The organism is Dinoroseobacter sp. S375 (genome assembly GCF_049800775.1).
Taxonomy (GTDB): domain Bacteria; phylum Pseudomonadota; class Alphaproteobacteria; order Rhodobacterales; family Rhodobacteraceae; genus Dinoroseobacter.
In genome coordinates this window covers 600,903-620,080 of the sequence record NZ_JBNAFR010000001.1, presented here as the reverse complement: position 1 = coordinate 620,080, position 19,178 = coordinate 600,903, and the positions used below count along the sequence as shown (strand labels likewise).

General features: G+C 65.5%; 22 protein-coding genes. 13 read left to right on the top strand and 9 right to left on the bottom strand.

The genetic code is table 11. From position 1 onward, the window contains the following. Positions 1 to 50: 50 nt before the first annotated feature. The 10 genes from soxX (at position 51) to ACP150_RS02905 (ending at position 8,990) form a co-directional block, all read left to right on the top strand. On the top strand, positions 51 to 533 hold the full coding sequence (gene soxX, locus ACP150_RS02950; RefSeq protein WP_424965047.1) for a sulfur oxidation c-type cytochrome SoxX: 483 nt from the start codon (positions 51 to 53) through the stop codon (positions 531 to 533). 35 nt (positions 534 to 568) lie between these two features. Then, a complete protein-coding gene (gene soxY, locus ACP150_RS02945; protein WP_424965046.1) occupies positions 569 to 985 on the top strand; it encodes a thiosulfate oxidation carrier protein SoxY in 417 nt (138 codons plus the stop codon). An 18-nt stretch (positions 986 to 1,003) separates the two neighbouring features. Then, entirely contained in the window at positions 1,004 to 1,333 is a 330-nt protein-coding gene (gene soxZ, locus ACP150_RS02940) for a thiosulfate oxidation carrier complex protein SoxZ (protein ID WP_424965045.1), read from the top strand. 53 nt (positions 1,334 to 1,386) lie between these two features. Continuing rightward, entirely contained in the window at positions 1,387 to 2,241 is an 855-nt protein-coding gene (gene soxA / locus ACP150_RS02935; RefSeq protein WP_424965044.1) for a sulfur oxidation c-type cytochrome SoxA, read from the top strand. Positions 2,242 to 2,398: 157 nt separating this feature from the next. Next, positions 2,399 to 4,093 (top strand): thiosulfohydrolase SoxB, encoded by a 1,695-nt coding sequence (gene soxB, locus ACP150_RS02930; protein WP_424965043.1) that lies wholly within the window; start codon positions 2,399 to 2,401, stop codon positions 4,091 to 4,093. Positions 4,094 to 4,165: 72 nt separating this feature from the next. Next, positions 4,166 to 5,443 (top strand): sulfite dehydrogenase, encoded by a 1,278-nt coding sequence (gene soxC, locus ACP150_RS02925; RefSeq protein ID WP_424965042.1) that lies wholly within the window; start codon positions 4,166 to 4,168, stop codon positions 5,441 to 5,443. Next, entirely contained in the window at positions 5,427 to 6,470 is a 1,044-nt protein-coding gene (locus tag ACP150_RS02920) for a c-type cytochrome (RefSeq protein WP_424965041.1), read from the top strand. The genes soxC and ACP150_RS02920 overlap by 17 nt, the downstream gene beginning before the upstream one ends. A 4-nt stretch (positions 6,471 to 6,474) precedes the next feature. Next, the gene (locus tag ACP150_RS02915) at positions 6,475 to 7,182 is read left to right on the top strand and encodes a c-type cytochrome (protein ID WP_424965040.1); all 708 of its coding nucleotides are present in this window, start codon (positions 6,475 to 6,477) and stop codon (positions 7,180 to 7,182) included. Positions 7,183 to 7,219: 37 nt separating this feature from the next. Then, a complete protein-coding gene (locus ACP150_RS02910) occupies positions 7,220 to 8,488 on the top strand; it encodes an FCSD flavin-binding domain-containing protein (protein ID WP_424965039.1) in 1,269 nt (422 codons plus the stop codon). Between the two features lie 61 nt (positions 8,489 to 8,549). Then, positions 8,550 to 8,990 carry a DUF302 domain-containing protein gene (locus tag ACP150_RS02905; RefSeq protein WP_424965038.1) on the top strand — a complete coding sequence of 147 codons (441 nt, stop codon included), beginning with the start codon at positions 8,550 to 8,552 and terminating at the stop codon, positions 8,988 to 8,990. Between the two features lie 3 nt (positions 8,991 to 8,993). Here ACP150_RS02905 and dtd read toward each other — a convergent pair whose 3' ends face one another. The 8 genes from dtd to ACP150_RS02865 all read right to left on the bottom strand — a co-directional run bounded on the left by dtd (position 8,994) and on the right by ACP150_RS02865 (position 16,791). Continuing rightward, positions 8,994 to 9,431, bottom strand: a complete 438-nt coding sequence (dtd, locus tag ACP150_RS02900; RefSeq protein ID WP_424965037.1) for a D-aminoacyl-tRNA deacylase — start codon at positions 9,429 to 9,431, stop codon at positions 8,994 to 8,996. After that, entirely contained in the window at positions 9,428 to 10,351 is a 924-nt protein-coding gene (locus tag ACP150_RS02895; protein WP_424965036.1) for a carbohydrate kinase family protein, read from the bottom strand. The genes dtd and ACP150_RS02895 overlap by 4 nt, the downstream gene beginning before the upstream one ends. A 103-nt stretch (positions 10,352 to 10,454) precedes the next feature. Further along, the gene (locus ACP150_RS02890; protein ID WP_424965035.1) at positions 10,455 to 11,564 is read right to left on the bottom strand and encodes a primosomal protein N' (replication factor Y) - superfamily II helicase; all 1,110 of its coding nucleotides are present in this window, start codon (positions 11,562 to 11,564) and stop codon (positions 10,455 to 10,457) included. Between the two features lie 9 nt (positions 11,565 to 11,573). Next, entirely contained in the window at positions 11,574 to 12,704 is a 1,131-nt protein-coding gene (locus ACP150_RS02885) for an SPFH domain-containing protein (RefSeq protein ID WP_424965034.1), read from the bottom strand. Positions 12,705 to 12,727: 23 nt separating this feature from the next. After that, positions 12,728 to 13,684 carry a DUF2927 domain-containing protein gene (locus ACP150_RS02880; protein WP_424965033.1) on the bottom strand — a complete coding sequence of 319 codons (957 nt, stop codon included), beginning with the start codon at positions 13,682 to 13,684 and terminating at the stop codon, positions 12,728 to 12,730. Further along, the gene (locus ACP150_RS02875) at positions 13,681 to 14,874 is read right to left on the bottom strand and encodes a toxic anion resistance protein (RefSeq protein ID WP_424965032.1); all 1,194 of its coding nucleotides are present in this window, start codon (positions 14,872 to 14,874) and stop codon (positions 13,681 to 13,683) included. Before ACP150_RS02875 ends, ACP150_RS02880 begins: the two co-directional genes overlap by 4 nt. A 34-nt stretch (positions 14,875 to 14,908) precedes the next feature. Further along, positions 14,909 to 15,802 (bottom strand): 5-bromo-4-chloroindolyl phosphate hydrolysis family protein, encoded by an 894-nt coding sequence (locus tag ACP150_RS02870; protein WP_424965031.1) that lies wholly within the window; start codon positions 15,800 to 15,802, stop codon positions 14,909 to 14,911. 194 nt (positions 15,803 to 15,996) lie between these two features. Next, a complete protein-coding gene (locus ACP150_RS02865; protein ID WP_424965030.1) occupies positions 15,997 to 16,791 on the bottom strand; it encodes a pseudouridine synthase in 795 nt (264 codons plus the stop codon). Positions 16,792 to 16,874: 83 nt separating this feature from the next. On the opposite strand from ACP150_RS02865, the gene ACP150_RS02860 reads away from it, so the two are divergent. Further along, positions 16,875 to 17,330: a nucleoside deaminase gene (locus ACP150_RS02860; protein WP_424965029.1), complete on the top strand. Its 456-nt coding sequence runs from the start codon at positions 16,875 to 16,877 to the stop codon at positions 17,328 to 17,330. A gap of 110 nt (positions 17,331 to 17,440) precedes the next feature. On the opposite strand, the gene ACP150_RS02855 is transcribed toward ACP150_RS02860, so the two are convergent. After that, the gene (locus ACP150_RS02855) at positions 17,441 to 18,133 is read right to left on the bottom strand and encodes a metal-dependent hydrolase (protein WP_424965028.1); all 693 of its coding nucleotides are present in this window, start codon (positions 18,131 to 18,133) and stop codon (positions 17,441 to 17,443) included. Between the two features lie 54 nt (positions 18,134 to 18,187). Between ACP150_RS02855 and ACP150_RS02850 the strand changes: the two genes are divergently transcribed. Then, positions 18,188 to 18,853 (top strand): ceramidase domain-containing protein, encoded by a 666-nt coding sequence (locus ACP150_RS02850; protein ID WP_424965027.1) that lies wholly within the window; start codon positions 18,188 to 18,190, stop codon positions 18,851 to 18,853. A 35-nt stretch (positions 18,854 to 18,888) separates the two neighbouring features. Further along, the gene (gatC, locus tag ACP150_RS02845) at positions 18,889 to 19,176 is read left to right on the top strand and encodes an Asp-tRNA(Asn)/Glu-tRNA(Gln) amidotransferase subunit GatC (RefSeq protein ID WP_424965026.1); all 288 of its coding nucleotides are present in this window, start codon (positions 18,889 to 18,891) and stop codon (positions 19,174 to 19,176) included. Positions 19,177 to 19,178: the final 2 nt, after the last annotated feature.

The window sequence follows — 19,178 nt, the reverse complement described above, 5'->3', positions numbered from 1 at the left end:
TGTATGCCAAGCGTATGGTCGTCGGCGAGGACAATCTTGGGAGGAAACGCATGAAGTGCTCCGCACTGATTTGCACGTTGGCTGGCCTTGCCTTCGTTACTGGCGCCGCCACGGCTGAGACCATGGCAGACCAGGTTTCATTTACGGAATATGGCGAAATCGAGCAGTCCCTGTCGGGCGCGCCCGGCGACCCTGCTGCGGGCCGTGTTGTGATGTCGACCCGCGGTCTGGGCAATTGCGTGGCCTGCCACGCGGTGACGGACATGGAAGACGTGCCGTTCCACGGCGAGGTTGGCCCCAGCCTCGACGGGGCGGGCGAACGCTGGTCCGAGGCGCAGCTGCGCGGCATCGTGGCCAATGCCAAAATGACGTTCGAGGGCTCCATCATGCCCGCGTTCTACAAAAAAGCGGGCTACATCCGGCCCGGGAATGCCTACACGGGCAAGGCGGCTGCACCCGAGCAGCTCAGCACGCTCCTGACCGCTCAGCAGGTCGAGGATGTCGTGGCCTATCTTTTGACCCTTACGGAGTGATCCTGCGGGATTGCCCCCAGACAAGGAGACTTGCAATGAACTTCACGAGACGTGAAACGCTGGCGGTCGGTGCAGGTGCTGCCCTCGCCGCGGCTCTGCCGGGGGTGGTCTATGCCGCCGGAGAGGCCGAGATCGAAGCCTTCACCGGTGGTGCCTCTGTCGGTGCCGGCGGTGTCACGCTGACCGCGCCCGAGATTGCCGAGAACGGCAACACCGTGCCGATCGAGGTGGACGCGCCGGGCGCGACCGAGATCCTCGTTCTGGCGCTGGGCAACCCGACCCCGCCCGTGGCGCAGTTCAAGTTCGGTGCGCTGGCAGGCGATCAGTCTGCCTCCACCCGTATCCGCCTCGCCGGTACCCAGGACGTGGTCGCGATCGCCAAGATGGCCGATGGCAGCTTCGTGCAGGACAGCAAGACGGTCAAAGTCACCATCGGCGGCTGCGGCGGCTAATCAGAGGAGACGAGGAACATGGCAAAAGGTGTAAAACCCCGCGTAAAAGTCCCCAAGTCGGCCTCGGCGGGTGACGTGATCACGATCAAGACCCTGATCAGCCACAAGATGGAATCCGGGCAGCGCAAGGACAAGGATGGCAACACCATCCCGCGTTCGATCATCAATCGCTTCGTCGCCAGCTTCAACGGCGAGACCGTGATCGATGTCGAGCTGGCGCCCGCGATTTCGACCAACCCGTATTTCGAGTTCGATGCGAAGGTGCCGGAAGCCGGCGAGTTCACCTTCACATGGTACGACGATGACGGTTCGGTCTACGAGACCAGCAAGTCGATCGCCATCGGCTGAACGGCCAAGGCGCGACCGTTTCCCCGCGGTCGCGCATGTTTGGGAGGAAACACATGAAGACACTGTCGCTTAAGGCCGCTCTGAGTATCGCCACCGTAGTGACAAGTCTGGGCGTCGCTGCCTGGGCCGATGAAGACGCCGAATTGGTCGTCAACGAAGAGATCGAGATGGTCGTGCGCACTGCTGCGCCCGAGCATATGGAGAATGTCGATACCATTTATTCCGGCTGGGTGTTCCGCTCGACCGAGACGCAGTCTTTGCAGATGGATGACTTCGACAATCCGGGCATGATCTGGGTCGACCAGGCCGCCGAGGTCTGGGACACGGCGGATGGCTCCGAGGGCAAGTCCTGCGCAAGCTGTCACGAGGCGCCTGAAAACATGGCCGGTGTCCGCGCGGTCTATCCGAAGTGGAACGAGGCCGCCGGTGAGGTCCGCACCATGGAGATGCAGATCAACGATTGCCGCGAGAACCGCATGGGCGCCGAGAAATGGGGCTATGCGAGCGGTGACATGGTCAACATGACCGCGCTGATCTCGTCCGTGTCCCGCGGCATGCCCGTGAATGTGGCGATCGACGGTCCGGCCCAGTCCACATGGGAAAAGGGCAAGGAGATCTACTACACCCGCTACGGGCAGCTCGAACTGGCCTGCTCCAACTGTCACGAGGACAATTACGGCAACATGATCCGGGCCGACCACCTGTCCCAGGGGCAGATCAACGGCTTCCCGGTCTACCGCCTCAAGAATGCCAAGCTGAACGCCGCGCATTCGCGGTTCCGGGGCTGCGTGCGCGACACCCGCGCCGAGACCTTCCCCGTGGGCTCGCCGGAGTTCGTGGCGCTTGAGCTTTACGTCGCCTCGCGCGGCAACGGCCTGACGGTCGAAGGACCGTCTGTCCGCAACTAAGATCTGACGGCGGGCGCGGCTCCGGTCGCGCCTGCCACCCCGACGACTTTCCAAGACTGCGAACCCGGATGCGGGGCGCGGGGGCCAGCCTCTGCACCCGACAGGAGAGGTTTGCCCGCCGACACGACGACCAGACGCTATTGCAGGAGCTGCAACGATGATTTCCCGCCGCGATTTTCTCCAGGCCACCGTGGCCGCTTCGGCCATTTATGGCGCATCCGGCGTCGGCAACTGGTCCCGTCTGGCCGCGCAGCAGCGCATGAGCCAGGCCGACCTGCTGGATTTCGAGACGACCGGCAATGTCACCCTCGTGCACATCACCGACATCCATGGCCAGCTCAAGCCGATCTATTTCCGCGAGCCCGAGATCAATCTCGGCGTCGGCGACAATTCCGGCCTGCCGCCCCATGTGACCGGCGAGGATTTCCGCAAGCTGTTCAACATCCAGCCCGGCACGCCCGAGGCCTATGCCCTGACCTATCCGGACTTCACCGCGCTGGCCAAAACCTATGGCAAGATGGGCGGGCTGGACCGCGTCTCGACCATCCTCAAGGCGATCCGGGCCGACCGGCCTGACGCATTGCTGCTGGATGGCGGGGATACCTGGCACGGGTCCTACACGGCCCATCGCACGGACGGGCAGGACATGGTCAACATCATGAACGCCCTCAAGCCCGACGCCATGACCAGCCATTGGGAATTCACCTTCGGCATCGACCGGGTCAACGAGATCGTCGAGAACCACCTGAATTTCCCCTTCCTCGGCGCGAATATCTTCGATGCGGAATGGGACGAGCCCGCCTACGAGCCTTACAAGATGTTCGAGCGGGGCGGGGCCAAGATCGCCGTGATCGGTCAGGCTTTCCCCTATATGCCCATCGCCAATCCCGGCTGGATGTTCCCGAACCTGAGCTTTGGCATCCGCGAAGAGCGGATGCGCGAGGTCGTTGCCGAGGTCCGCGATGCGGGCGCGGATGTGGTCGTCGTGCTCAGCCATAACGGCTTTGACGTGGACAAGAAGATGGCCAGCCGTGTCGAGGGGATCGATGTGATCCTGACCGGTCACACCCATGACGCATTGCCCGAGCCGGTGCAGATCGGCAAGACCATGCTGATCGCCTCGGGCTCGAACGGCAAGTTTGTCAGCCGTCTGGATCTGGATGTGCGCGATGGCGGGATCCAGGGCTTTGCCTACAAGCTGATCCCGGTCTTCTCGGATGTGATCACGCCAGATGCCGAGATGACCGCGATGATCGATGCCGAGCGCGCGCCCTTCGAGGCCGATCTGCGCGAGGTGCTGGGCAAGACCGACAGCCTTCTGTACCGCCGGGGCAATTTCAACGGCACTTGGGATGATCTGATCTGCAACGCGTTGATCGATGAGCGCGAGGCCGATATCGCGCTCAGCCCCGGCTTCCGCTGGGGACCGAGCCTGCTGCCGGGCGATGACATTACGCGCGAGGATCTGTTCAACGCGGTCTCCATGTCGTACCCGAATGCCTATCGCTCTGAGATGACTGGGGAATTCCTCCATGTCATTCTCGAGGACGTGGCCGACAACCTGTTCAACCCGGACCCCTATTACCAGCAGGGTGGCGACATGGTGCGGGTCGGTGGCATGGGCTACCAGATCGACATCACCAAGCCTCAGGGCGAGCGGATCACCAATATGACCCTGCTCAAGACCGGTGAAGCGATCGACCCGGCCAAGACCTATGTGGTCTCGGGCTGGGCCAGCGTGAACGAGGATACCGAAGGCCCCGCAATCTGGGATGTGGTCGAGAGCTACATCAAGCGTAAGGGCACGGTCAGCGTCGATCCGAATGCCTCGGTGAAAGTGATCGGGGCCTGAGATGAGACGGCTTGTCGCTTTACTTATTCACACATTTGAATATGATGACATCAGTGTTTTCGGGAGGACAGCATGAGCAATTCCAAACCCACTGATCCCGGCCGCCGGGGATTTCTGAAAGGCGCCGCCGCCGTCACGGCAGGCGCGGCCAGCGCGGGCGCCGCGCAGGCGGCGGGCGATCCGCTGATCACTGAGGTGCAGCCCTGGGCGCAGGGCCTGGGCGACGGGGTGGATGCCACCCCCTACGGTCTGCCCATCGAGTATGAAGCCGACGTGGTGCGCCGCAATGTCGAATGGCTGACCGCGGATACGATCAGCTCGATCAACTTCACACCGATCCACGCGCTGGACGGAACGATCACGCCCCAGGGCTGCGCGTTCGAGCGGCATCACTCCGGGGCGATCGACCTGCGCAAGGAAGACTACCGGCTGATGATCAACGGCCTTGTCGATACGCCGTTGGTCTTCAGCTATGCCGACCTGGAGCGGTTCCCCCGCGAGAACCGCGTGTATTTCTGCGAATGCGCCGCCAATTCCGGGATGGAATGGGCCGGGGCGCAGCTCAACGGGGCGCAATTCACCCATGGCATGATCCACAACATGGAATATTCCGGTGTCTCGCTCCGCACGCTTCTCGAAGAGGCGGGGCTGGGCGCAGCCGGGGACCTTTCGGACAAGTGGGTCTATGTGGAAGGGGCCGATGCCTCGTCGAACGGGCGCTCGATCCCCATGGACAAGGCGCTGGACGATGTGCTCGTCGCCTTCAAGGCCAATGGCGAGGCCCTGCGCAAGGAGCATGGCTATCCCGTGCGCCTCGTCGTGCCGGGCTGGGAAGGCAATATGTGGGTCAAGTGGCTGCGCCGCGTGGAGGTCATGGATGGCCCGGTGGAGAGCCGCGAAGAGACCTCGAAATACACGGATGTGCTGGAAAACGGCATCGCGCGCAAATGGACATGGGAGATGGACGCGAAATCCGTCGTCACCTCGCCGAGCCCGCAAGCGCCGATCACCCATGGTCATGGCCCGCTGGTGATCACCGGTCTGGCCTGGTCCGGGCGCGGGCATATCACCCGCGTGGATGTCAGCCTCGATGGCGGCAAGAACTGGCAGGAGGCCCGCCTCGGCGCGCCCGGCACCGACAAGGCGCTGACCCGGTTCTATCTCGATCACGACTGGCAGGGCGAAGAGATGCTGTTGCAGGCCCGCGCCCATGACAGCAGCGGCTATGTCCAGCCGACCAAGACCCAGCTGCGCGAGGTGCGCGGGTTGAACTCGATCTACCACAACAATGCGATCCAGACATGGTGGGTGCGCGCCAATGGGGAGGCGGAAAATGTTGAAGTTTCCTAAAGGGTTGATCCTGGCTGCATTGGCCAGCAGCGCATTGGCGGGTCCCAGCCTGGCCGACGGGTTCGGCCTGGGCCGCCCGGCCACCGAGGCAGAGATTGCCGCCTGGGATATCGATGTGCGCCCCGATGGCAGGGGCCTGCCTGCGGGTTCTGGCTCGGTTGAGGATGGCGAATGGCTGTTCTCGGAGAACTGCGCGGTTTGCCATGGCGAGTTTGCCGAGGGCGCGGGCAATTGGCCCAAGCTGGCTGGTGGTGACGGGACCTTGGCCGACGAGGATCCGCTGAAGACGGTGGGGTCCTACTGGCCGCATCTGTCCACGGCCTGGGACTATGTGAACCGGTCCATGCCGTTCGGCAACGCCCAGTCGCTGGAAGTGGACGAAGTCTATGCGATCGTCGCCTATATCCTCTATTCGAACTTCCTCGTGGAGGATGATTTCGTGCTCTCGAACGAGAACTTCCTCGAGGTCGAGATGACCAATACGGACGGGTTCATCCTCGATGACCGGGCCGAGACCGAGTATCCGATCTTTGCCGGCGAGCCCTGCATGGCGGATTGCAAGGACAGCGTCGAGATCACCATGCGAGCCCGTGTTCTGGACGTCACCCCCGAGGATGAGAGCGCCTCTGCGGCCCCCGCCACGGCCGAGCCCGAGGCCGAGCTCGTGCAGGTCGCAGCCCCCGCCGCGCCGCCCGAGCCCGAGCTTGACCCGGAACTGGTCGCCGCTGGCGAGAAGGTCTTCAAGAAGTGCAAGGCCTGCCATCAGGTGGGCGAGAGCGCCAAGAACCGCACCGGCCCGCTGTTGAACGGGATCGTCGGCGCCCCCGCTGGCGCGGTCGAAGGGTTCCGCTATTCCAAGGCGCTGGCTGAGCGCGCGGGCGAAGGGCTCGTCTGGGATGCGGGCAATCTCAAGGCCTTCCTCGCCAAGCCCAAGGAGTTCCTGCCGCGCACCAAGATGTCCTTCCCGGGCCTGCGCAAGGATGAGGATCTCGCGGCGATTGTCGCCTATCTCGAGGCGCAGGAGTGATCGGATGCAGGGGAAGCTGACACCCCTGCTCTGGGCGGCGGCTCTGGTCGGATGGGCCAGTGCCGCTGCTGCGGATTCCATCGGTGACCCGGAGCGCGGGGCGCGGATCTTCAAGCAATGTACCGGGTGCCATCAGATCGGGCCCGAGGCGTTGAGCCGGATCGGGCCCCATCTGAACGAGATTTTCGGACGGGACGCGGCGGCGCTGGACGGGTTTCCCTATTCGAAATCCATGGTCCGCGCGGGCAATGACGGGCTGGTCTGGGATCTGCGCACGCTGGATGCCTATCTGGCCAATCCGCGCGCGCTGGTCTCGGGCACGCGGATGAGCTTTCGCGGGCTCAAGGACCCACAGGATCGCGCCGATGTGCTGGCCTATATGCGCGACTTCACCGCCAGCCCCGCCAATATCCCCGAGGCCGAGCCCACGGCCACGGCCTCGGTCCCGGATCTGCCGCCGGATATCCTCGCGCTGCAGGGGGATGCGGAATATGGCGCGTATCTCGCGTCGGAATGCACGTCCTGTCACCAGATTGACGGGTCAGATCAGGGCATTCCGTCTATTGCCTATTGGCCGACAGAGGATTTTGTGCTCGCATTGCACGCATACAAGACCAAGCTGCGACCGCATCCTGTAATGCAGATGATCGCTGGGCGTCTCAGTGACGAAGAGATTGCCGCGCTCGCAGCGTTTTTCGAGAATCCCGGTTGATCCGACCGGGGCTCAGGTTGATCGGGGAGGAGAGACCATGACGACCATTTCAAGACGGAACTTCATTGCGACCGGTGCGGCGGTGTCCGCGAGCCTCGCGGCGCCCATGGTGCGCGCGCAGGGCAAGCCACGGGTGGTCGTGGTGGGCGGCGGGGCCGGGGGGGCGACCGCGGCGCGCTACATTGCCAAGGACAGCAAGGGTGCGATTGACGTCACCCTCGTGGAGCCGACGCGCACCTATTACACCTGCTTTTTCTCGAACCTCTATCTCGGCGGGTTCCAGGATTATGACGATCTCGGCCATTCCTATGGCACGCTGGCGTCGGATTACGGGATCAACGTGGTCCATGACTGGGCCGTGGGCGTGGATCGCGACGCCAAGATGGTGGCGTTGGCCGGGGGCGCGATGCTGCCCTATGACCGGCTGATCCTGAGCCCCGGGATCGATTTCAAGGACGGCTCCGTGCCGGGGTGGGACCTCAGCGCGCAGGATGTCATGCCCCACGCCTACAAAGGCGGGACGCAGGCGCAACTGCTCAAGGCGCAGATCATGGCGATGCCCGAGGGCGGGACCTATTGCATGGTCGCACCGCCCAACCCCTATCGCTGCCCGCCGGGCCCCTATGAGCGGATCTCCATGGTCGCCCATACGCTCAGCCAGGTGAACCCGACGGCCAAGATCCTGATCGTGGATCCGAAGGAGAAGTTCTCGAAACAGGGTCTCTTCGAGGAAGGCTGGCAGAACCATTATGCGGGCATGATCGACCGGATCGGCCCGGATTTCGGCGGCGACAGTGTCGAAGTGCGCCCGGATGCGATGGAAGTCGTGATCGACGGCGAGGTCGAGAAGGTCGATGTCTGCAACGTGATCCCGGGCCAGAAAGCCGGGCGCATCGCCGACATGGCCAGCCTCACCAATGAGGCGGGCTGGGCGCCCGTCGTGCCGGCCACCATGCAAAGCAAGGAGGATGAGAATATCCACGTCCTTGGCGATGCGAGCCAGCAGGGCGATATGCCGAAATCGGGTTATTCCGCCAACAGCCAGGCCAAGGTGGCCGCCATGGCCGTGCGCGGTGCGCTTACCGACAGCCGCGTCTTCCCGGCGAAATTCTCGAACACCTGCTGGTCGCTCATCGCAACCGAGGATGGTGTGAAGGTCGGGGCCTCCTACGAGGCCACGGAAGAGAAGATCGCCAAGACCACCGGGTTCATCTCGAATACCGGCGAGGATGCCGCCCTGCGCAAGGCCACCTACGAGGAAAGCCTCGGCTGGTACGCGGGCATCACGACCGACATGTTCGGCTGATCCACGGCGCGGCGGGCCGGATCGGGTCCGCCGCGCGTCATTTGCTGAGAAAGGTGGTCCCATGACCGCGCTCCGCCCCTTGATTTTCGCGGTGTCTCTTGCGGCTGCCACGGCTGCGCAAGCCGGGGATGACATCCTCACCTATCCCACCGACGGCGAGTATGACGACGCGCTTTTCGGGGTCGAAAGCGCGATCCTCGATCGGGGGCTGGTGATCGACTATGTGAGCCATGTGGGCGAGATGCTGGCCCGTACCGGCGCGGATGTGGGCAGCGATGTAGTGCTTTTTGACCAGGCGCAGGTGTTTCTGTTCTGCTCGGCGCAGCTGTCGCGTGAGGTGATGGAGGCGGATCCGATGAATATCGGCCATTGCCCTTACGGCGTCTTCGTGGCGGATCGTGACGGCACGGTGGTGATCGGCCATCGCAGCTATCCCGAGGGGCCGATGCAGGCGGTGCAAACCCTTCTGTCCGAGATCGCCGAGGAGGCGGCGGCTTTCTAGCCCCTAGCCCTCCATCCAGATCGTGACCGGCCCGTCATTGACGAGGGCCACTTTCATATCCGCACCGAATTGCCCGGTCTCGACCGCCACGCCGGTGGCGCGCAGGGCCTCGGCAAAGGCGAGATAGAGCGCTTCGCCCTGTTCGGGGGCGGCGGCCCCGGAAAAGCCCGGGCGGTTGCCGCGCGAGGTATCGGCGGCCAGGGTGAACTGGCTCACGACCAGGGCACTGCCGCCCGTGTCGCGAACCGAACGGTTCATCCGCCCGCCCTCATCGCGAAAGATCCGCAGCTTTGAGATCTTGGTGGCCAGCGCCGCGACGGTCTCGGGGGTGTCCTCGGGCATCCCGCAGACAAGGATCAACAGGCCCGGGCCGCTTGTCCCGATTACCGCGCCATCGACCGTGACCGAGGCCTCAGAGACCCGCTGAATCAGGGCCTTCATGGAAGCTCATCGCGCCAGGGCGGGTTTGCCCCCGCGCGGCTGACGGTGATCGCGGCGGCCCGCGCGCCGAGGCTCAGCGCCGCGGACAGGGTGTCTTCGGAGAGGCTTGCAAGCCCCTCGGGCGACAGCGCCCCGGCCTCGGAGAGCCCGGCGAGAAAGCCCGCGTTGAACGTATCGCCCGCGCCCACCGTGTCCACGACCGAGACCGCTTGGGCCGCGACACGGGTCACGCCGCTCGCGCGGTGGGCCTCGACGCCCTCGGCACCGCGGGTGACGCAGATGATCGACGGGCCGCGCACGCGCAGGGCGGCGGCGCTCTCGTCCAGGGGGCCTTCGCCCACGATCCAGGCGAGATCCTCATCCGAGACCTTGACGATATCGGCCACCGCCAGCATCCGGTCGAGCCGCGCGCGGAAGGCGGCCTCATCCTGAATGAAGCCCGGACGGATATTCGGGTCGAGCATCACCACGCGGCCCTCGGCGGCCTTGAGGCAGAGCGCCTCATAGGCTGCGGCGCAGGGCTCCACCGCGAGGCTGATTCCGCCGAAAAACAGGGTGCCGACCTCGGGGCCCGGATCGGGCATGTCTGCGGGTTCCAGCAGGCGCCCGGCCGTGTTCTCGTCGTAAAAGGCGTATTTCGCGTGCCCGTCGGTCAGGGTGACAAAGGCCAGTGTCGTCGGGCGGTCGGACATGATCGCCAGCTGGCTGTCCACATCCGAGGCCGCCAGCGCATTGGACAGCACCTCGCCAAAGAGATCCCGCGACAACCCCGTGACCAGCCCCACATCCGCGCTGAGCCGCCCGAGGGCGATGGCCGTGTTGAACACCGAGCCGCCCGCCACCGGGGCAAAGGCCGCGGCCCCGTCTCCGGTTTCCCGCGGCAGCATGTCGATCAGGGCCTCGCCCGCGCATAGGATCATCTCGGTCCTCCTCCGTCTTCGCGCCGGACACTACGCAGTTTGGCCCGAAATGCTAGCGGTAACATTGCCTCCAAGGCCGGAAATTCGGGCCTGTCCGCTGCGATCAGCCCTGTGTTGCGCCCAGATACCCGATGGCTCCGGCCACAATCGCGCCCACCAGCACTGCCGCGGCGATTTTCCAGACCGAATAGGGGCGCTCGCCCGCCACCTTGCCGGTTTGGCCATTGACCACGAAGCGATAGCTTTTGCCGTTATACTTGTAGGCCGCCACCCAGATCGGCAGCAGGATATGCTTGAAGGTGACGTCCGAGACCTGGGTCTGGATACCGTGGATCCGTTGCCGGTCGCCGCCAATGTCGAACCGCACATCCCGGGCGATCATCGCGTCCATCTGCGCGCGCGCATCGGTCATCCCATCCTCCAGCGCGATCGTGTATCCCTCGGCCCGGAACCCGGCCAGAAGCTCGGGTGTATAGGGCACAAGATCGGCGAGCGGCCAGGGCGGCAGGGCCTCGGTAAAGCGTTTCGGCAACGAGGTTGCGGCCAGGACCAGCAGATCGTCAAAAGCCCGCGCCACCCGGCCCGAGACCCGGCGCCAGCGGACCTTTTGCACCCGGACCGTGGTGGGCTTGCCGTCCCGCATCACCGTGCGCGAGGTGTAGTACACCGTGCCCCGCTCGCCGGTATACTGGCTGCGCGTGGCGGCGTCATAGGTCCAGAAGGGGGCATAGACCCCGGTCATCTTGCGCCCCTTGCGCGCGTAGTCCGACAGGCCCGAGGGCGCGAACCAGAGCCGCCCGAGCCAGGTGGTCATGGCCGCATGGGCCGCCCCCTCGTCGAGGGCAAAGGGCGCGATGGCCTGTGGCTTGATATGCCGGTGCCGCCCGGTATCGGTGACCACGGGCGTCGCGCAATAGGGGCATTCGGCGGCATGCAGCTCGGGCGTGAACTCGATCTGTGCCGCGCAATTGGGGCAGTTCAGCACCCGGGTCTCTTCGAGGTCGAGCGTCTCCGGACGGCTGAGCGCGGCGCGGTAATCCTGCTCGGTGATGCCCGAGGGTGGCGGCGCGAGGCCCTCGATCTCCCCCACCGTGCCGCAATGGTCGCAGATCAGCCGGTTGCCCGCCGGGTCAAAGCGAAAATCCGCACCGCAATTGTTGCAGGGAAAGCGGTGCTCTTCCAGCGCGGGGGCCGGGGGGGGCGTGTCGGTCATCGGTCTGGCTTAGCCCATGGGCGGCGGCGGCGGGGGCGGCGGCAGGATGGTGAAGAGCTGCGCGAGCTCTGTCACGTCCTCGGCGCGCATCCAGCCATCCTGCCCGGGCGTCCAGACATAGGTCTCGCGGGTCAGGCTGCCTTCGCTGGCCATCCGGCCAAGTGCGGCCTTCGAGAAGGGTCCCTTGGTCTGACCATTCTCGGCGATGTGCCAGACATGCTCGACCGGCGGAGGGGGCGGCGCGGCTGCGACCGGGGCAGGGGCCGCCGCCACAGGGCGAGCACCCCAGGGCCCCGCCGCCATTTGCGCGCCCATGGCCATGCCCATGCCCGCGCCGAGACCGGCACCCATGCCGCTATCCCCGCCCGCCTGCGCGACGGCGGTCATGGCCTCGGCAGCGGAATACTGGGTGAACTTGCCCAGATCGCCCACCAGCCCCATGGAGGTCCGCTTGTCGAGCGCGGCCTCGACCGCCGGGGGCAGCGAGATGTTCTCGATGTAAAGTTCCGGCAGGCTGAGCCCGTATTCCGCGATCGTGCCCGAGATCGCCGTGGCGATCCCCTTGCCCAGCTCGGCGGTGTTGGCCGCCATGTCGAGCACGGGGATCCCGGATCCGGCGATCACGCGGCTGAATTCCTGCACGATGATGTTGCGGATCTGGAAGCTGATCTCGTCCATGGTGAACTCGCCATCGGTCCCGACGATCTCGGACAGGAAGCGCGCCGGATCCGTCACCCGCACCGAATAGGTGCCAAAGGCCCGGATCCGCGTCGGCCCGAACTCCGGATCGCGCAGCATGATCGGGTTCTTCGTGCCCCATTTGAGGTCATTGAACCGGGTCGTGTTGACGAAATAGATCTCGGATTTGAACGGGCTTTTGAAGCCGTGATCCCAGTGCTGCAGCGAGGTCATCACCGGCATGTTGTTCGTCTCGAGGAAATAGAGCCCCGGGGTGAACACATCCGCCAGCTGCCCCTCATGGACAAACACCGCCGCCTGGCCTTCGCGCACGGTCAGCTTGGCGCCGTATTTGATCTCGTGCCCCTGCCGTTCGAACCGCGAGACCATGGTGTCCCGGCTGTCATCCACCCAGTGGATGACATCGATGAACTGGCCGGAGAGAAAGTCGAGGATACTCATGAAATCGGTCCTTTTGGCAGGCGTCAGCTGCCGCCGCCCATGCGTTCGGCGGCGATTTGCTGGACAAGGGGACGTGCCTCGTCCGGGGTGAGTCCGGGGGTCAGGCGCGGGTCATAGAGGATGCGGAGCAGCTGTTCGTCATGGCTGGTGAGCAGGGCGAACTCGTCATCATCGTTGAAGATCGAGGGCCGCGCATCGCGGCTGTCATTGGCAAGCCCGAGGCCTTGGGCAATCTCTTCGTGGATGCAGCCGAGGCGCAGCAGGTCCGGATGCTCGGCGCGGATGATCGCCACGGCGGTCTCGTAGTCATTCGGCGTCTCGGGGTCCGAGATCGCATAGACCGAGCAGAAGGTCAGTCGGTCCATCTCGGTGATGTCGCGCACGATCGCATCGTCGATCCCCGGCACCAGATCCCGCAGGATCGGCCCCGCCGCCCGCAGCTCGTCCGTGTTGAGAAAGAGCACATGGTAATTCGCCCCCCGGACGGAGGTCTTGATATCCGCCCCCGTCACCCGCGCCAGTCGCGCCACATAGGCGTCGAGATCGGCCCGGTCGCCGGTCTTTTGCTCTTCCGAAACCGAGCGGCCAAAGACCGGGCGGACCCGCACCGGCTCTTTCCAGCGGCGCAGGCGGCTCTCGCTCTGCTGGGCAATGAACCGCCCACCACGCAGGGTGTATTCGTCGTAAAGCGCGATCCGCTCGAAGTTTTCCGCCAGTTGTCGGGCGGAATAGGGCGTGTCCACCCCGCCACCATCGGTCCGCAACAGGCCCGAGGTCAGCTGGCGCTGCTCGTAGCGGGCATAGAAGGTCATCAGATCGCGCGAGGCCTGCGAGGGTTCGGGCGCCGCGGCCCGGGGCGTGGGCTGGGGCGAGGTCGCGCCCGGGTCGGCCACGTCCAGTGGAACGCAGCCCAACAGGACCAGGCAAAGCCCGGCCAGCGCCCCGGTGGCGCGTCCCCGTCTGATGCCCGGTGTCGTCATCCCTTCGGCACGGCGCTCCCGGCATTGTAGCCTGTGCCGTCACCCCGCGAGCTGGCCGCGGCCAGCGTGTCGCGCAGCTCGGCTTCCATCTTTTCCAGATCCTCTTCGGCGGCGGCGCGCTTGGCCTTTCCTTCATCGGCGATGCGCAGGCTGTCCTCGATCGTGGCGATCAGGGTGGCGTTGGCCTGCTTGACGGCCTCGATGTCGAACACGCCGCGCTCCATCTCTTCGCGCACGATCTGGTTGGCCTGACGCAGGTTGTCGGCATTGGCCGTCAGCAATTCGTTGGTCAGGTCATTGGCCCCGCGCACGGCCTCGGCCGCTTCGCGCGAGCGCTGGATCGTCACCGCCTGGGCGAGCTGGGTCTCCCAGAGGGGCACGGTGTTCACCAGGGTCGAATTGATCTTGGTGACCAGCGACTTGTCGTTTTCCTGCACCAGCCGGATCGAGGGCAGGGATTGCATGGTCACCTGCCGCGTCAGTTTCAGGTCATGGACCCGGCGTTCCAGATCATCCCGTGCCGAGCGCAGATCGCGCAGTTCCTGGGCCTTCATCACCTGCTGCTCTTCGGGGGCGGCATCGACCTCGGCGACCTTCTCGGGGATGGTCGTGGCATCGAGCTGGGCGATCTTCTCTTCGCCGGCGGCGATGTAGACGGCCAGCTCGTCGTAGAAATCCAGCGTCTTGCCATAGAGCTTGTCGAGGGACTTGATGTCCTTGAGCAGGACATGCTCGTGGTTCAGCAGGTCATCGGTGATCTTGTCGATCTGGCCCTGCACCTCTTCGTAGCGGGCGGCGAACTTGGCCATGGGGGCCATCTTGCCCGTCAGCTTTTCCCACCAGCTGCGGTCGCGGCGTACATCGAGCTCCGAGATCGAGAAGCCGCGGATCGTGGTGACGATATTGCGCAGGCTGTCGCCCGCCGGGCCCACATCCTTGTTGCGCACCCCGTCCAGCATGGATTGGCTGATCTCTTGCAACTCGGCCTGCGCGCCCGAGCCAAACCGGACGATGGACTGGGTGTCGCCCATGTCGATCTCGTCCATGGCGCGCCGGATATTCTCGGCGACCGGGGCGTCGGCCTCGGCGAGGGGCACGAGGGCGTTGCTGGGCGTGGGCAACAGGGTCTCGGTCACTTCGGTAACCTCTGCCAGCGCGGCTTCAGCCTTGGCGCGAACGGTGTCTGACATGGGTGTATCCCTTCAATCGTCTGGTGTTGCGGGTTCAGGCGCGGACGCCTTCGCGCGCCAACCGGTCGCGCAGCACTTCGATCTCGACATCGAGATCGGTGCGGTCTTCGAGAAGCAGCGCATCGGTCTTGGAGGCGAAATTGGCCTCCAGATCCTTGAGCAGCGCCACGTAATCCTGCCGCGCCCCGGCATCGCGGGTCCGGCCATAGAGATCGGCAAACTTCACCGTCGCGTCCCGGGCGCCCATCAGGTAGACGCCGAGATACTTGCGTGCCGCGGTCAGGTCGCGCGGGTCTTCCTCGACCCGGCGGCACATGTCGCGCGCGGTGGCGGCGAACTGGTCGACCTGCAGCTCCAGCGCCCGGTCGCCCGCCCGCAGGATCGCGTCCGACATCGCCTTGAGATACGCCTCGGCCTCATCCACGACCCTGGCCACGCGCTCGGTCTGGAAGGCGTCGACCCCCTCCGCACCCTTGTCGCTCAGCGGGTCGATCCCGAAGGCGGCCAGATGCAGGCCCGCCCCCGCGACGGCCAGAAGGCCTGCGCCCAGCACGCCGATCTCGTTCGACAGACCCGCCAGGGCGAGGCCCGCGCCGGCGAGCACAGCGGCAAAGATCTTGCGCGGCAGGGCGGGGCGCTTGGCGACCTTGCGCGCGTCATAGGCTTCCTCGGCCAGAAGCCCCTCGCGCAGCATCCACGCCCCGCCCAGAAGCAGGCCGAGCGCGACAAGGCTCAGCACCATGCCCGTGGCATCCTTGCCAAAGGCCGTCAGGGCGAGGGGCAGGGGCAGAAAGAACATCGCATTGACCCGCGCGCCAGTGCGGCTGCGTTTTGCGGGCATGCGCGGACGCGGGGCTGCGGCGGGCTCGGCATCGGGGCCCGACCCGGAGGCGTCGGGGCTGTATTTGCCCCCGTAGCGGCGGCTCATGACAGCCCTCCGCCAAAGCCCGCATAGAGGATCAGCGCCGCCAGCAGGCAAAACGCCAAAAGTCTCAGGCCACTTCCACTCATCCGGGATCCCCACACCGTTCCTCTCCCCAATATATGGTGTTCCGCGGGTCTAGCCTAGGGCGCAGGCGCAACTATCGGGATTATTGCCGGTTCGGGCGGGCTCCGCCGGGGTCAGCGCCGGGGCGGATTGCGGCGGCGGCGCGGGCGGGGTTTGGGCGCGGGCGGTGGGGTCTCGTCCTCCATCCCGAGCTGGTCCCGCAGGATCCGGCCCTTGATCTCTTCGACCTCGCCCGCCTTCAACTCGCCGAGGCGGAAAGGGCCGTAGCTGATCCGGATGAGCCGGTTCACCGTGAGCCCCAGCGCGCCCATGGCGCGTCGGATCTCGCGATTCTTTCCCTCGCGTAGCCCAATGGTCAGCCAGGCATTCGCGCCCTGCTGACGGTCGATCCGGGCTTCCATCGGCTGAAACCGCTCGCCCTCTACTTCGATCCCTGTCCGCAGCGGGGCGAGATCCGCGTCCTCAGGCGCGCCCTTGACCCGGACCCGGTAGCGGCGCAGCCAGCCTGTCGATGGCAGTTCCAGCTTGCGCTTGAGCCCGCCATCATTGGTCAGCAGCAGCAAACCCTCGGAGTTGAGGTCGAGCCGTCCGACACTCATCACCCGGGGCAGGGTCGGGGGCAGGGCGTCGAAGACGGTCTCGCGCCCTTTTTCGTCCTTGGCAGTCGTCACCAGCCCCGTGGGCTTGTGATAGCGCCAGAGACGTGGCGGCGCCGGAGGCTCCAGCGGTTTGCCGTCAAAGGTGATCCTGTCGGTCTCGGTGACGTTGAGCGCGGGGCTCTCGACGGTCTTGCCGTTCACGGTGACCCGGCCCTCGGCGATCAGGCGTTCGGCCTCGCGGCGCGAGGCGATGCCCGCGCGGGCGAGGACCTTGGCGATGCGGTCGCCGGGAGGAGGGGTGGTGTTCATGACCCGGGCTTAGCGAAGACGGGGGCGGCGGGAAAGCCCTTTGCGCCCTTGCCCTCGGGCCATGGGGCGCGGCATGAGGGGGCATGCGCCCCTTTGCTCGCCATATGGATATCGCCCTTGCCGAGGCTCGCGCCGCCGCTGCGCGGGGCGAGGTGCCTGTGGGGGCGGTGCTGTTGGGGCCCGATGGGGCCGAGTTGGCCCGGGCGGGCAACCGCACGCGGGAGCTGTCGGACCCCACCGCCCATGCGGAGATCCTCGTGCTGCGGGCGGCCTGTGCTGCGGCCGGGTCAGAACGGCTGCCGGGGGCGGTGCTCTATGTGACGCTGGAGCCATGTGCCATGTGCGCCGCCGCGATTGCCGCGGCCCGTGTGGCGCGGGTGGTCTATGGCGCGGCGGATCCGAAATCCGGTGGTGTGGCCCATGGGGCGCGGGTCTTTGCCCAGCCGCAATCCCACCACGCGCCCGAGGTGGTGGACGGGATCGGCGCGGTGGAGGCCGAGGCCTTGCTCAAGACCTTCTTTGCCGCGCGGCGCCCCTGATCGGGTGGCGCGCCTGTGGCGGGGGCGGGATGCCTTCGGCGAGGATATTTGCAGACTTAAGATGAGCTGTTGCGCGCCCCGGGGCCCAGTACGCGCGGGTCGCACGGGCGTCAGAGTGTGATCGTCTCCATGATCTCGGGGGTGCGCACATCCGTGCCGGGCAGGGCGTCGATCAGCGGTTGCGCTGACTGGGCCAGCAGCGGGAAGGTTTTATAGTGACAGGGGATCACCGTCTTGAAGTCAAAGAAGCTGCGGGCGGCATAGGCGGCCCGTTCCATATCCATGGTGAAGTGGCCACCGCAGGCGAGTATGCCGATCTCGGGCTGGTGCAGGTCGTTGAAGATATTCATGTCGGCCATGACGTCCGTGTCGCCCGAGACATAGATCACCCGATCCTCGCCCGAGATCATGTAGCCCGCTTCGGCCCCGGCATAGAGCGGCCCATGATCCGTCCCGATGGAGGAGGAATGCGCCGCGTTCACCATGGTCACGGCCACATTGCCGAGCTGCACCGTGCCGCCCTTGTTGAAGCCCACGACCTCGACCCCGGCGCTTTCGGCCCAGTAGGTCATCAGGTCATAGATCCCCACGATGGGCGCTCCGAGCTCTTGGGACAGGGCCACCGCGTCCGGGCTGTGATCGCCATGGCCATGGGTGATCAGGATATGGGTGGCCCCAGCGATTGCCGCGGCACGCTGATCAGCGGGAAAGACGGGATTGCCGGTGATCCAGGGGTCGATGAGCAGGACCTGGTCGCCAATTTCGATCCGAAAGCCGGAATGTCCCATCCATGTGATCTTCATCTGCTCTCCCTTTCGCCGCATGATCCCGGGCAAGAGTAGCAAGGGCAGGGTGAAATGGAAGGGCTGTGGCGGCAGATTGACGGCTATTGCGAGCGGCTGGATCCGGGGTACTGGGCCGAGCCGGTCAATGCGGTGACCAATGCGGCCTTCGTGCTGGTGGCCTGGGTCATGTGGCGCCGGGTGCGGGGGCAGGGCCTGCCATTGGCGGAGTTGCTATGCTTGGTGCTGGCCCTGATCGGGATGGGGAGTTTTCTGTTTCACACCCATGCGCAGGTCTGGGCGGCGATCGCGGATGTGGTGCCGATTGTCGGGTTCTCGTTGCTCTATATCTATGCCGCCAACCGGCATTTCTGGGGCTGGCCGGGTTGGGCCGCGGCGCTGGGGGCGCTGGCCTATCTGCCATATACGGCGCTGCTCACGCCGGTCTTTGCCGGTTTGCCGTTCTTCCGGATCTCGAGCTTTTACTGGCCGCTTCCGGTGCTGATCTTCGGCTATGCGGTTCTTCTGCGCCGGCGCGCGCCCGCGACGGCGCGGGGTCTGACGCTGGGCGCGGGTCTGCTGTGCCTGTCGCTGGTTGCGCGCTCGCTCGACATGCCGGTCTGCGCCGCGCTGCCGCTGGGCACCCATTTCCTGTGGCATATTCTCAACGCGCTCATGCTGGGCTGGATGATCGAGCTTTACCGCCGTCACATGCTTGCAGGCCCCGTGCGCCAAGGCTAAACCCGGCAAAACCACGCTGAGCGGAGCCCTTACGGATGTCCATTGATACCGCGACTGCACGCCGGGTCGCCAAACTCGCCCGGATCAAGGTCGAAGACGACGCGCTGCCTGCCCTGGCAGGTGAGTTCAACACGATCCTGGGCTTCATCGAGCAGCTCAATGAAGTGGATGTGGAGGGGGTCGAGCCGATGACCTCCGTGACGCCCCAGCGGCTCAAGCGGCGCGCGGATGTGGTCACCGATGGCGATCAGCAGGGCGCGGTCTTGAGCAATGCCCCCGACGCCCGCGAGGGCTTTTTCGCTGTGCCCAAGGTTGTGGAGTAACC

Bases quoted from the DNA above. Each gene is read 5' to 3' on its own strand.
- soxA (WP_424965044.1), top strand. From the start codon at position 1,387: ATGAAGACACTGTCGCTTAAGGCCGCTCTGAGTATCGCCACCGTAGTG.
- soxC (WP_424965042.1), top strand. From the start codon at position 4,166: ATGAGCAATTCCAAACCCACTGATCCCGGCCGCCGGGGATTTCTGAAA.
- ACP150_RS02890 (WP_424965035.1), bottom strand. From the start codon at position 11,564: ATGACCGACACGCCCCCCCCGGCCCCCGCGCTGGAAGAGCACCGCTTT.
- ACP150_RS02855 (WP_424965028.1), bottom strand. From the start codon at position 18,133: ATGAAGATCACATGGATGGGACATTCCGGCTTTCGGATCGAAATTGGC.
- ACP150_RS02870 (WP_424965031.1), bottom strand. From the start codon at position 15,802: ATGAGCCGCCGCTACGGGGGCAAATACAGCCCCGACGCCTCCGGGTCG.
- ACP150_RS02880 (WP_424965033.1), bottom strand. From the start codon at position 13,684: ATGACGACACCGGGCATCAGACGGGGACGCGCCACCGGGGCGCTGGCC.
- soxZ (WP_424965045.1), top strand. From the start codon at position 1,004: ATGGCAAAAGGTGTAAAACCCCGCGTAAAAGTCCCCAAGTCGGCCTCG.
- ACP150_RS02885 (WP_424965034.1), bottom strand. From the start codon at position 12,704: ATGAGTATCCTCGACTTTCTCTCCGGCCAGTTCATCGATGTCATCCAC.
- ACP150_RS02895 (WP_424965036.1), bottom strand. From the start codon at position 10,351: ATGATCCTATGCGCGGGCGAGGCCCTGATCGACATGCTGCCGCGGGAA.
- ACP150_RS02850 (WP_424965027.1), top strand. From the start codon at position 18,188: ATGGAAGGGCTGTGGCGGCAGATTGACGGCTATTGCGAGCGGCTGGAT.
- ACP150_RS02915 (WP_424965040.1), top strand. From the start codon at position 6,475: ATGCAGGGGAAGCTGACACCCCTGCTCTGGGCGGCGGCTCTGGTCGGA.
- ACP150_RS02910 (WP_424965039.1), top strand. From the start codon at position 7,220: ATGACGACCATTTCAAGACGGAACTTCATTGCGACCGGTGCGGCGGTG.
- soxX (WP_424965047.1), top strand. From the start codon at position 51: ATGAAGTGCTCCGCACTGATTTGCACGTTGGCTGGCCTTGCCTTCGTT.
- ACP150_RS02865 (WP_424965030.1), bottom strand. From the start codon at position 16,791: ATGAACACCACCCCTCCTCCCGGCGACCGCATCGCCAAGGTCCTCGCC.
- ACP150_RS02875 (WP_424965032.1), bottom strand. From the start codon at position 14,874: ATGTCAGACACCGTTCGCGCCAAGGCTGAAGCCGCGCTGGCAGAGGTT.
- soxB (WP_424965043.1), top strand. From the start codon at position 2,399: ATGATTTCCCGCCGCGATTTTCTCCAGGCCACCGTGGCCGCTTCGGCC.
- dtd (WP_424965037.1), bottom strand. From the start codon at position 9,431: ATGAAGGCCCTGATTCAGCGGGTCTCTGAGGCCTCGGTCACGGTCGAT.
- ACP150_RS02860 (WP_424965029.1), top strand. From the start codon at position 16,875: ATGCGCCCCTTTGCTCGCCATATGGATATCGCCCTTGCCGAGGCTCGC.
- soxY (WP_424965046.1), top strand. From the start codon at position 569: ATGAACTTCACGAGACGTGAAACGCTGGCGGTCGGTGCAGGTGCTGCC.
- ACP150_RS02920 (WP_424965041.1), top strand. From the start codon at position 5,427: ATGTTGAAGTTTCCTAAAGGGTTGATCCTGGCTGCATTGGCCAGCAGC.
- ACP150_RS02905 (WP_424965038.1), top strand. From the start codon at position 8,550: ATGACCGCGCTCCGCCCCTTGATTTTCGCGGTGTCTCTTGCGGCTGCC.
- gatC (WP_424965026.1), top strand. From the start codon at position 18,889: ATGTCCATTGATACCGCGACTGCACGCCGGGTCGCCAAACTCGCCCGG.